Consider the following 11471-nt stretch of genomic DNA (forward strand, 5'->3'; position numbering starts at 1 on the left):
ACCACGTGCGTGATCTTCGGCGCTATAGCTCAAAAGATCACGCACGATCCCCAGCCGAGGTGCTCCGCCCTGGTGTCCCGACGCCGTCACGCCCGTGATCCCCGCTGGCCGCGGGACTTCCACCACCGTCGCACCGCTGGGCTCCTCTCGCCCCGACAGGCCTGGGAGCTGCTGCGCTCGTTCCCCTCGCAGGCCGAGCGGAACGCCGCCCGGGTGCCCGTCACCCCGGCCGAGCCGCTGCCGCCCACCGGACCCGGGGGCATCGCCGTGACCTGGCTCGGCCATGCGTCGGCGCTGCTGCGCGTCGACGGGGTGACCCTGCTCGTCGACCCCGTGCTCGCGGGCGGCATCCCCGGCGCCCGCCGCCGCCTGACCCCGCCACCGCTGGCGCCGGAGCAGCTTCCCCCGCTCGACGCGGTGCTCATCAGCCACGACCACTACGATCACCTCGACGCGCCGACCCTGCGCCGCCTGCCGCGCGCCACGCCGGTGCTGGTCGGGGCGGGCAGCGCGCCGTGGTTCGTCCGGCGCGGGTTCACCGACGTCACCGAGCTCGACTGGTGGGAGTCGGTCCCGGTCGGCAGCACCCGGGTCGAGTTCGTCCCCGCCCACCACTGGTCGCGGCGCACCCCGTTCGACACCTGCCGGCGCCTCTGGGGCGGCTGGGTGGTCACCGCCGCCGACGGGCGCAGCGTGCTGCACGCCGGCGACACCGGCTACGGGCCCTTCCACGCCCGCGTCGGTGCCCGCCACCGCGACATCGCCGTCGCCCTGCTGCCGGTGGGCGCCTATGCGCCGCGGCGGCTGCTGCGCGGCGTCCACATGGACCCCGCCGAGGCCGTGCGTGCCGCCGCCGACCTCGGCGCCCGCCGCGTCGTCCCGGTGCACTGGGGGACCTTCGTGCTCTCCGGCGAGCCGATCCTCGAGCCGCTCGAGGGGGTCCGCGCCGCGTGGGCCCGCGCCGGCCGCGACCGCGACGACCTGTGGGACCTGCCCGTCGGCGGAACGGGGGTGCTGTGAGCACGTTGGGCGCCGCCCACCCCGTCGTCCCACCCCGCCGGTCGGGGCGGGCCCTGGTCGTCTTCGGCGTCGCGGTCCTCGCCTACGTCGCCGCGGTCCTCGGGCGCTCGTCGCTGGCCGCGACCGGCGTCGAGGCCGCGGAGCGCTTCACGGTCTCGTCCGGGGTCCTGTCGTTGCTCGCGGTCGTGCAGCTCGCCGTGTACGCGGCACTGCAGGTGCCGGCCGGGGTGCTCGCCGACCGCCTCGGGCCGCGCCGGCTCATCGCGGGCGGGGCGGTCCTCGTGGCCGTCGGGCAGGTGGTGCTCGCGCTCGCCGCGCCGTTCTGGCTCGCGGTGGCCGGGCGGATGCTCGTCGGCGCGGGCGACGCGGTGACCTTCGTCAGCGTCCTGCGCCTGATCCCGTCGTGGTTCCCGGCGCGCCGGGTGCCGGTGCTCAACCAGCTCGCGGGCATCCTCGGCCAGCTCGGCCAGGTGGTGTCCGCGGTGCCGCTGGCCGCGCTCGTGGTGGGGGCCGGCTGGACGCCGGCCTACCTCGCCGCGGGCGGGACGGCGGTGCTCGTGGCGGTGCTCGTGCTGGCGGTGGTGCGCGACGGTCCGGCGGGCGCGGCGGCGGTCTCCGCCCCGGCGATCGCGGGCGGGCTGGGCGCCGCGCTGCGCGAGCCGGGGGTGCGCCTGGCGTTCTGGTGCCACCTCGCGGCCCCGTTCCCCGGCAACGTGTTCGGGCTTCTCTGGGGCTTCCCGTTCCTCACCGGGGGCGAGGGCCTGGGTGCCGGCGCCGCCCGCTCCCTGCTCGCCCTGTACGTGGTGGCGGGCATCGCGATCGGCCCGCTGTTCGGGACCCTGGCCGGGCGGTGGCCGGCGCGGCGCGTGCGCCTCGTCGTCGGCAGCGTGCTGGCCCAGGCCACGACGTGGCTGGTGGTGCTCGCCTGGCCGGGGCCGGCGCCCGCGGCGCTGGTGGTGCTGCTCGTCGTCGTCCTGGGCGGGGGCGGCCCGGCCTCCCTCGTCGCCTTCGACATCGCCCGCGCCGCCGTCCCTCCCGAGCGCCTGGGCCGCGCGTCGGGCATCGTCAACGTCGGCGGTTTCGTCTCCACCGTCGCGGTGGTCCTGCTCGTCGGCCTCGCCCTCGACCTCCAGGACGCCGGCACCCCGGACACCTACGACCTCACCGCCTTCCGCCTGGCCATGCTCGTCCAGGTGCCGGTGTGGCTCGTGGCGCTGCTCGGGATCGCGCGCAGCGCACGGCGGGTCAGGCCGCGAGGCGACGGCCCCTGGCCGCCCGCAGGCGCGCGAGGCAGTCCCCGGGGCGCAGCACCACGTCCCACCACGTGAACTGGAGAACGGTCCAGCCGGCGAGCTGGAGGGCGTTCTCCCGCGTCGCGTCGGCCTGGAGGTCCTCGAGCGTGCGGTGATACGCCCAGCCCTTGAGCTCGACCACCACCCTCTCCCGGTCGAACACGAGGTCGGCGACCACCGCGCGGTCGGGGAGCACCAGCCGGGCGTTGGCCCGCCAGTCCGCCACCCCGGCCGTGCGGAGCATCGCGTGCGCGCGGCGCTCCAGCTCGAAGGCTGCCCCGCCGGCGGCGCGGACGAGGAGGTCGCCCATCGCGGTGCTGCCGCGCCGGCCGAGGGCCCGGGCGTGCGCCCGACGCAGGGCGGCGAGGTCGACGCGGCGCTGCAGCGCGCGGTCGAGGACGCGGTCGCCCTCCTCGCCGCCGACCTCCACCGCGGTCTCCAGCACCGCGAGCGCGAGGTGGACGACGGGGACGCCCCGGCGGTGCACGATCTCGTCGGCGCCCAGGTCCCGGCGGACCACATGCAGCCCCTCCAGCGAGGCGCCGACCGTGCGTGCGCGGTCGACCGCGACCCGGATCGTCCGCGGGCACGTCGCGACCAGGCCCCACCACCAGCCGGCGGCCGCCCCGCAGAGCGTCGCGCCCTCGCCCGCCAGGAGGACCGCCGCCCACACGCGGGCCTCGGGGCCCGCCGGTCGGTCGAGTGCGCGGTAGAGCCCGGCGGCGAGACGCTCCCATTCGCCGCGCGCCACCCGCGCGCGGCGGGCCCGCGGCCCGACACCGGCGGCTCGCGCCTGCCTCGTGGTGACGACGCCGTGCTGTCGGCGCAGGACCGTGGCGAGGTCGACGGGGTGGAGGCCCATCCGGCGACCGTGCTCCGCGCAGAGGCGTGGGGGCGAGCGTCGGCGCGCGTTCTGGGGACCGGTCGCGGGGCTGGGGACGGAGAGGCGCGACGTCCGCGCCCCCGCTGCTCCACGCGGAGCAGCGTCGGACGCCGCCCGGTGCGCCACTCGTCGAGAGATCGCCGAGAGTGCGCGATCCGTGGCCCTGCGAGCACCTCGGCGCACACTGTTGGCGATCACGGCCCACGCGTCGGGGATGCGCGCCCGAGGAGGCGCCCACCGCCCCTGACCGACACCCCGCGCGCGCCGGTCGGTCGCGGAGCCCGGCACCCCCACTGTGATCGCCGGGAGTGGGCGATCCCTGGCTCCAACAGCACCCCGCCGCACACTCCTGACGATCACCGGTCACGAACCGGACGCACCGGACCCCCACGCCGACGATCACCGCGGCGGGGCGCCGGATCCCGCGCGCGGACGTAGCGTGGAGGCGTGAGCACTCCTTCCGCTCCTGCTGATCTCCCCACCACCGCCGGTGAGCTGGCACGCAGCGGCCACCCGGCGGCGACGCCCCGCAGCGTCCGCACCGAGCTGCGCGACAACCTCCTCGCGCGGCTGCGGGCCGGCGCGGATCCCTGGCCCGGCATCGTCGGTTTCGACCGCACCGTGCTCCCGCAGTTCGAGCGCGCCGTGCTCGCCGGCCACGACGTCGTGCTGCTCGGCGAGCGGGGCCAGGGCAAGACCCGCCTGCTGCGCAGCCTCGTCGCCCTCCTCGACGAGTGGACGCCGGTCATCGCCGGCCCGGGAGGTGGGGCGACAGAGCTCGGCGAGCACCCGGGCGAGCCGATCACACCCGCGAGCCGGCGCCGTGTCGCGCAGGAGGGCGACGACCTGCCGATCACGTGGCGCCACCGCTCCGAGCGCTACGCCGAGAAGCTGGCGACGCCGGACACCTCCGTCGCCGACCTCATCGGCGACGTCGACCCGGTCAAGGTCGCCGAGGGCCGCAGCCTCGGTGACCCCGAGACCATCCACTACGGCCTCGTGCCGCGGGCGCACCGCGGGATCGTGACGATCAACGAGCTGCCCGACCTCGCCGAGCGCATCCAGGTCGCGCTGCTCAACGTCATGGAGGAGCGCGACATCCAGGTGCGCGGCTACACGCTGCGCCTTCCGCTGGACATCATGCTCGTGGCCAGCGCGAACCCCGAGGACTACACCAACCGCGGGCGGATCATCACCCCGCTCAAGGACCGGTTCGGGGCGGAGGTCCGCACCCACTACCCGCTCGAGGTCGCCGGCGAGATCGCCCTGGTCCGCCAGGAGGCCCACCTCGTCGCCGAGGTGCCCGACCACCTCGTCGAGGTGCTCGCGCGCTTCACCCGCCACCTGCGGCAGTCCGGCGCGGTCGACCAGCGCAGCGGCGTGTCCGCCCGCTTCTCGATCGCCGCGGCCGAGACCGTCGCGGCCGCCGCGCTGCGTCGTGCCGCGGTGACCGGCGAGGAGGCCGCCGTCGCCCGGCCCGTCGACCTCGAGGCCGTGCCGCCGGTGCTGCGGGGCAAGCTCGAGTTCGAGTCGGGCGAGGAGGGCCGCGAGGCCGAGCTGCTCACCCACCTGCTGCGCCGCTCGATCACCGAGACCGCCCGCGCCCGCCTGGCCGGGGTCGACCTGTCCCCGCTGGCCGACGGCGTCTCGGCCCTGGAGGGCGACCGCCGCGTCGTCACCGGCGATCGCGTCGCCGCCCGTCAGGTGGTGGACGCGCTGCCGTCCATCTCGGTCGTCTACACGATCGCCGAGCGGCTCGGCGCCGCCGGCACCGAGGCGCCCGGGCCGCTGGCCAGCGCCGTCGAGCTGGCGCTCGAGCACCTCTACCTCACGCGCAAGCTGGCCAAGGATGACGACGCGGACGAGGGAACGGTGGCCTATGGCGGCTGATCCGAACCGAGGCCGGCCGGGTCCGGGGCGCTACTCCTACGGGCGCTTCTACGACGGCCCCGACCCGCTCGCCCCGCCGTTCGACCTGCGCTCGGCGATGGACGAGCTGGGCCGCGACGTCATGGAGGGCACCTCCCCGCGGCAGGCGATGCGCGAGCTGATGCGCCGCGGCACCGGAGAGCAGCGGGGTCTCGACGACCTCATGCGCCGGCTCAACGAGCGGCGCAGCCGTCTGCAGCGCACCCACCGCCTCGACGGGACGCTGCAGGAGGTCCGCGAGCTCCTCGAGCAGGCGCTCGAGGCGGAGCGCGGCTCACTGCAGGCCGAGGACTCCGACGATGCCCGCTTCCGCGAGATGCAGCTCGACGCGCTGCCCCCGTCGCCGGCCGGGGCGGTGCGCGAGCTGGAGGACTACGACTGGCGCAACGCCGAGGCGCGCCAGGCCTACGAGCAGATCCGCGACCTGCTCGGCCGGGAGGCGCTCGACCAGCGCTTCCAGGGCATGAAGCAGGCGATGGAGAACGCGACGCCGCAGGACGTCGAGCGGGTCCGGGAGATGATCTCCGACCTGAACGACCTGCTCGAGGCGCACGCCCGGGGTGAGGACACCGCCGACCAGTTCGCCGAGTTCATGGGCAAGCACGGGCAGTTCTTCCCGGAGAACCCGCAGAACACCGATGAGCTGATCGACCTGCTGGCCGAACGCTCGGCGGCGGCGCAGCGGATGATGAACTCGCTGTCGGCCGAGCAGCGCGCCGAGCTCGAGGGCCTCATGCAGCAGGCGTTCGGCGACCCGCGGCTGGCCGAGCAGCTCTCGCGGCTCGACCAGCAGCTCCAGGGTCTGCGCCCCGGGGAGGACTGGCAGGGCCGGGGCCGGTTCCGCGGCGAGGACCCGCTGGGCATGGGCGAGGCCACGCGGGCCATGGAGGAGCTCGGGCAGATGGACGCCCTGGCCGAGCAGCTCTCCCAGTCGTACCCGGGCGCGCGGATGGAGGACATCGACCTCGAGGCGCTGGAGGCGACGCTCGGCGAGCAGGCGCGTGTCGACGCCCAGCGCCTGGCCGAGCTCCAGCGCGAGCTCGAGGCGCAGGGCGTGTTCCAGCGCGCCGCCGACGGCTCGTTGATGCTCTCGCCGAAGGCGCTGCGCCAGCTCGGGCAGTCCTCGCTGCGCGACATGGTCGGCTCGCTGTCGACCCGTCGGGGCGAGCGCGAGACCCAGCGCTCGGGCGCGGCGGGGGAGGCCACGGGGGCGACGCGTCCGTGGGCGTTCGGTGACACGGAGCGCTGGGACGTCTCGCGCACGCTGCTCAACGCGGAGATGCGACACGCCTCGGGGGACCCGCGCACCCTCGACGTCACCGACGTGGAGATCGTCGAGACCGAGCAGCGTACGCGGGCGGCGGTGGCGCTCTGCGTCGACACGTCGTGGTCGATGGTCGCCGACGGCCGGTGGGTGCCGATGAAGCGCACCGCGCTGGCGCTGCACCACCTCGTCTCCACCCGCTTCCGGGGCGATGCGCTGCAGCTCGTGACGTTCGGCCGGCACGCGAAGGAGGTGGAGCTGGGCGAGCTCACCGCCCTCGAGGGCGCCTGGGAGCAGGGCACCAACCTGCACCACGCGCTCCTGCTGGCGGGGCGGCACCTGCGGAAGCACTCCGACGCCGCGCCCGTGGTGCTGGTGGTGACCGACGGCGAGCCGACCGCGCACCTCGAGCCCGACGGGCACGCGGTGTTCGACTACCCGCCGAGCCCGGAGACGCTGCGGGCGACCCTCGGCGAGGTCGACGCCCTGGCCCGGCTGAACGCGGCGATGACCGTGTTCATGCTCGGCGAGGACCCGCGGCTCGAGGCGTTCGTCGACCTCGTGGCGCGGCGGGCCGGCGGTCGGGTGGTCAACCCGGATCTCGACGGTCTGGGGGCCGCCGTGGTGAGCGACTACCTCGCGAGTCGACGACGACGCTGAGCACAGTGGTGCACGATCCGTTGCCCCGGAAGGACCAGCGGTCGGACGCGTCGACCACGTCCCGCCACCGGCCGGCGAAAGCGGTTACGCTCGATCGTGGCTGGAGCCGATCCCCCCCGCGGTTCCAGGCCACCCCGGCCGGGTCCGTCATCCCGTGCAGGAACGTCGTGCTCGCCCACGACGTCCCTGCTGACACGACCCGGCCGGGGTCCCGGGGCGTTCGCCCCGGATCGGCCAACGGTTCGCCCTCGGGAGACGCGACGCTGCCCGCCACGCGGCGGGCTTAGGCTCGTGGTCATGCGTGCGTGGTCAACCGTCGACGTCCCGCGGCTGCCCGGCAGCCCGCCCCCGCTGCGCCTCCACGACACCGCCAGCGGCGGCGTCCGTCCCACCGCGCCCGGCGCGACGGCCCGGATGTACGTCTGCGGCATCACGCCCTACGACGCGACCCACCTCGGCCACGCGGCGACCTACCTCGCGTTCGACCTGATCCACCGGCTCTGGCTCGACGCCGGCCACGACGTGCACTACGTCCAGAACGTCACCGACATCGACGACCCGCTGCTCGAGCGTGCCGACCGCGACAGCGAGGACTGGATCGTGCTCGGGATGCGCGAGACCGCGCTGTTCCGCGAGGACATGGCGGCCCTGCGGATCCTCCCGCCGCGCGACTTCATCGGTGCGGTCGAGGCGATCGACGAGATCGCCGAGCTGGTGGGCAAGCTGCTGGCGGGCGGGGCGGCCTACCGTGCCGACGACGCGCGGTTCCCGGACGTCTACCACGACCACACCGCCACCCGGGACTTCGGCTACGTCTCGCGCTACTCGGAGGCCCGGATGCTCGAGGTCTTTCCCGAGCGCGGGGGCGACCCCGACCGTCCCGGCAAGCGCCACCCGCTCGACGCGCTGCTGTGGCGGATGGCCCGCGACGGCGAGCCGTCCTGGGCCTCCGACCTCGGCGAGGGGCGGCCGGGCTGGCACGTCGAGTGCGCGGCGATCGCGCTCAACCGTCTCGGCGACCAGTACGACGTGCAGGGCGGCGGGTCGGACCTCGCGTTCCCGCACCACGAGTTCGGCTCCGCCCACGCCGAGGCCCTCACCGGCGCGCACCCGCTGGCCCGGCACTACTGCCACGCCGGGATGATCGGGCTCGACGGCGAGAAGATGTCGAAGTCGAAGGGCAACCTCGTCTTCGTCTCCCGCCTGCGCGGCGACCGCGTCGACCCGATGGCGATCCGGCTGGCGCTGCTCTCCGGCCACTGGCGCACCGACCGGTCCTGGACCGCCGAGCTGCTCACCGAGGGCCAGGCGCGCCTGCACCGCTGGCGCGAGGCGGCCGCGGCGCCGACCGGACCCGACGTCGAGGACACGATCGACCGGGTGCGCACCCACCTCGCCGACGACCTCGACACCGCCGGGGCGCTCGCGGCGATCGACGCGTGGGCCGACGACGTGCTCGCCCACCGCGGCGGCACCGGGTGGACCGCCGACGGCCCCACCCGCCTCGCCGACGCCGCCGACGCGCTGCTCGGGGTCGTGCTCCGCACGTGAGTGATTCGGGTCGTCATGGGCGACCCAGATCGCTCACGTGCGGTACGCATCGGGTTCGTGCCCGTCGATCCGCCCACCACGACCCAGGTGCAGGCCCACCGGTTCGCGGTGCGGCGGCTGGAGTCCGCGCTGGTCGGGCGCGACCCGACGCCGCGCCACGACCCCGGGCGGCGGCAGAACCGGGCGTTGCTCGTGGGAGCCACGCTCGCGGTGCTCGCCCTGGTGGGGTTCGCCGTGGTCGGCCTGGTCCGCGGCGACGAGGGCTGGCGCGACGAGGCCGTCGTGCGCGGCGTGCCCTCGGGGGCGCTCTACGCCGTCGCCCACGGTCCGGACCGTCTCGTCCCCGCCCTGAACCTCGCCTCCGCGCGGCTGCTCGCCGCCGCGGCCGGCAACACCGACGGCCTCGGTCCGCCGACGCCGGTGCGCGACGACCTGCTCGCCGAAGCCCCGCGCGCGGCGCCGGCCGGCATCCCCGGCGCGCCGTCGGTGCTGCCCGACCCGACTGCTCCTGCCACCGACGCCTGGGCGGTCTGCGACGCCGCGACCCTCGACCCGTCGGTGCCGGATCCGGCGGCCGACCCCCCGGTGACGACCGTGGCGCTGGGCGGGGTGCCGGCACCGGGACGGGCGGTGGCCCCGGACGAGGCGTTGCTGCTGCGGGGGCCGGACGGGTTCTGGCTGGTCACGGAGGGCCGGCGCGCGCGGATCGACCCCACGATCGGGTCGGTGGTGCGCGGGCTCGACCTCACCGGCGCCCAGCCCCGCGCGGCGAGCCCGGCCCTGCTCGGCGCGCTGCCCGAGGGACCGCCACTGGCCCCGGTGATCGTGCCCGGCAGCGGCGCCACGCCCACCGATGCGCGCACGGCCGCGCTCGGGGTGCCCGTCGGCGCGGTCGTCAGCCCGGACGGCGCGCGCTTCCACCTCGTCGCGGCGGACGGGGTGCAGGAGGTGCCCGCGGTCGTCGCCCAGCTCGCCCGCTTCGCCAACCCCGACCCCGCCGCCGACCCGGGCATCGCCGTGGTCCCGGCCGGGCGCCTCGCGGCGGCCCCGCGCGTCACGGTGGTCGACGTGGCCGCCTACCCCGCGGCGACCCCGCGGCTGGTGACCTACGAGCAGGCCACCACCGCCTGCGTGCGCGCCGACCCCGCGGGTACCGCCGTCGTCTTCGTCGGCCCCGCCCTGCCCGGGCCCCCCGAGCCCACGCCGCTCGTGGGCCCGCCGCTGGACGGGGCGCGGGTCACCGGCGGCGGCGCGTACGTCGTGCCCGTCGCCCCGGGCGCGTCCTCCGACCCCGCGGAGGCGGTGCTCGTCGACCCGGGCGGGCGCGTCTTCGCCGTCCCGGACCCGGCGGCCGGCGCCGCGATGGGCCTCGGCGCCCCGCGACCGGCGCCGCGCGCCGTCCTGGACCTGCTGCCCCGCGGGCCCACCCTCGACCTGGTCGCCGCGCAGACGGCCCGCTGAGGCCCACGCCGCACCGGAGCGAGGGACGCCCTGGCTGCGTGCGACGCAGCGGGGGCGTCCCTCGCTCCCGGGGGCGGGCCCGGGACAGCGCAGCCCCGCATGGGGCAGGGTGCGGGCATGCGACCGGCGTGGGTCACGGGGACGAGGTCGCGCAGCGCCGTCCCGGCCCTGTGGACCGTGGTGTTCGTCGTCGCCTTCGGCACCAACGTGCCGACGCCGCTGCTGCTCGTCTACCGGGACGTGCTCGGGCTCGGCCCGACGGCGCTCACGGCGGCGTTCGGCGTCTACGCGGCGGGGCTGATCCCGGCGCTGCTGCTCTCCGGGCCGGCGTCGGACCGGCTCGGGCGCCGCCCGGTCGTCGTGCCCTTCGTCGTGCTCGCCGCGCTCGTGTCGGTGCTCTTCCTCGCCGCCGGCTCCTCGGTGCTGGTGCTCTTCCTCGGCCGCTTCCTCCAGGGCGCGGTGTCCGGCGTGGTGTTCAGCGTCGGCACCGCCTGGCTGGGGGAGCTGGTCGGCGAGCCCGGCCGCTCGGCCCGCCTCACCACCATCGCGCTGGCGACCGGCTGGGCCGGCGGACCCCTCCTCGCCGGCCTGCTCGGGCAATGGGCCCCGCTGCCGACCGTGCTGCCCTACCTCGTGCACGTCGCCCTCATGGTCGGGGCGCTGGCCGTGCTGCCGACGGTCCCGGAGAGCCTGGGGCCGGAACGCCGCCGGACGGCCGGGCCCGTCGTCAACCTGGGGGTCCCGGCCCCCGCGCGGCGGGCGTTCGTGCTGGTCGTGGTGCCCGTCGCGGTCGGGGTGTTCGCGTTCCCGTCGACGGCGGCCACCGTGCTGCCGCTGCTGCTCACCGCGCAGATGCCCGGCATCGCGGTCGCGGTCGCGGGGATCGTCGCCGGGGTCACGCTCTCCACCGGCGCGCTGGTCCCGCCTCTGCAGCGACGCCTCGGCGCGCCGGTCGCGGGCCCGGTGGGCCTGGGGCTCGGTGCGCTGGGGCTCGGCGTGGCCCTCGCCGGGCTGGCGCTGGCGGCGTGGCCGCTGCTGCTCCCGGCGTCGCTGCTGCTCGGCGCGGGCTACGGCCTGTGCCTGGCGTCGGGGCTGGCGACGGTGGCGCGGCTGGCCCCGGCCGGCGAGCGGGGCGCGCTCACCGGCACCTTCTACGCCTGCGCCTACCTGGGCTTCGGTGTGCCGTTCGTGCTCTCGGCCCTCGCGGGCGATGGCGGCCTGACCGGTCCGCTCACCGGGCTCGCGATCGTGTCCGCGGTGGCGGCCCTGGCCGTCGGTCTCCCCGGCGCCCGGCGGCTCGCGGCCGCCTGAGGAGTCACCCGCCTCGAACGTCGGTCGCCTCGTCGGGGAGCGAGGGTCGCCCCGAGTGCGCCGCACGCAGCCAGGGCGTCCCTCGCGCCCCGACATCCGC

Annotated in this window: 8 protein-coding genes; 7 read left to right on the plus strand and 1 reads right to left on the minus strand. The window is 76.6% G+C overall.

Annotation, left to right across the window (positions count from 1 at the left end; all coding sequences use genetic code 11):
• Positions 1 to 72 precede the first annotated feature (72 nt).
• Together C8D89_RS24775 and C8D89_RS24780 are read left to right on the plus strand one after the other, a co-directional pair.
• A complete protein-coding gene (locus C8D89_RS24775; RefSeq protein ID WP_243418356.1) occupies positions 73 to 1020 on the plus strand; it encodes an MBL fold metallo-hydrolase in 948 nt (315 codons plus the stop codon).
• Positions 1017 to 2348, plus strand: coding sequence for an MFS transporter (locus tag C8D89_RS24780; RefSeq protein WP_165825929.1), 1332 nt, complete (start codon positions 1017 to 1019; stop codon positions 2346 to 2348). Before C8D89_RS24775 ends, C8D89_RS24780 begins: the two co-directional genes overlap by 4 nt.
• On the opposite strand, the gene C8D89_RS24785 is transcribed toward C8D89_RS24780, so the two are convergent.
• Positions 2266 to 3174, minus strand: coding sequence for a type IV toxin-antitoxin system AbiEi family antitoxin domain-containing protein (locus C8D89_RS24785; RefSeq protein WP_116710811.1), 909 nt, complete (start codon positions 3172 to 3174; stop codon positions 2266 to 2268). The genes C8D89_RS24780 and C8D89_RS24785 overlap by 83 nt on opposite strands.
• Positions 3175 to 3642: 468 nt before the next feature.
• Between C8D89_RS24785 and C8D89_RS24790 the strand changes: the two genes are divergently transcribed.
• The 5 genes from C8D89_RS24790 to C8D89_RS24810 all read left to right on the plus strand — a co-directional run bounded on the left by C8D89_RS24790 (position 3643) and on the right by C8D89_RS24810 (position 11371).
• Positions 3643 to 5085 (plus strand): ATP-binding protein, encoded by a 1443-nt coding sequence (locus C8D89_RS24790; protein WP_116710812.1) that lies wholly within the window; start codon positions 3643 to 3645, stop codon positions 5083 to 5085.
• The gene (locus tag C8D89_RS24795; RefSeq protein WP_116710813.1) at positions 5075 to 7048 is read left to right on the plus strand and encodes a vWA domain-containing protein; all 1974 of its coding nucleotides are present in this window, start codon (positions 5075 to 5077) and stop codon (positions 7046 to 7048) included. The genes C8D89_RS24790 and C8D89_RS24795 overlap by 11 nt, the downstream gene beginning before the upstream one ends.
• Positions 7049 to 7345: 297 nt before the next feature.
• A complete protein-coding gene (gene mshC / locus C8D89_RS24800) occupies positions 7346 to 8599 on the plus strand; it encodes a cysteine--1-D-myo-inosityl 2-amino-2-deoxy-alpha-D-glucopyranoside ligase (protein ID WP_116710834.1) in 1254 nt (417 codons plus the stop codon).
• 57 nt (positions 8600 to 8656) lie between these two features.
• Positions 8657 to 10060 carry a type VII secretion protein EccB gene (gene eccB / locus C8D89_RS24805; RefSeq protein ID WP_165825930.1) on the plus strand — a complete coding sequence of 468 codons (1404 nt, stop codon included), beginning with the start codon at positions 8657 to 8659 and terminating at the stop codon, positions 10058 to 10060.
• Positions 10061 to 10177: 117 nt separating this feature from the next.
• Entirely contained in the window at positions 10178 to 11371 is a 1194-nt protein-coding gene (locus C8D89_RS24810) for an MFS transporter (protein ID WP_116710815.1), read from the plus strand.
• The last annotated feature ends 100 nt before the right edge of the window (positions 11372 to 11471 follow it).

It is taken from the genome of Actinomycetospora cinnamomea, from assembly GCF_003096675.1.
GTDB classification, from domain to species: Bacteria; Actinomycetota; Actinomycetes; order Mycobacteriales; family Pseudonocardiaceae; genus Actinomycetospora; species Actinomycetospora cinnamomea.

What these genes read in the sequence shown, in the direction of transcription:
- C8D89_RS24785 (WP_116710811.1), bottom strand. Translation starts at nt 3,174, where the DNA reads ATGGGCCTCCACCCCGTCGACCTCGCCACGGTCCTGCGCCGACAGCAC.
- C8D89_RS24795 (WP_116710813.1), top strand. Translation starts at nt 5,075, where the DNA reads ATGGCGGCTGATCCGAACCGAGGCCGGCCGGGTCCGGGGCGCTACTCC.
- mshC (WP_116710834.1), top strand. Translation starts at nt 7,346, where the DNA reads ATGCGTGCGTGGTCAACCGTCGACGTCCCGCGGCTGCCCGGCAGCCCG.
- C8D89_RS24810 (WP_116710815.1), top strand. Translation starts at nt 10,178, where the DNA reads ATGCGACCGGCGTGGGTCACGGGGACGAGGTCGCGCAGCGCCGTCCCG.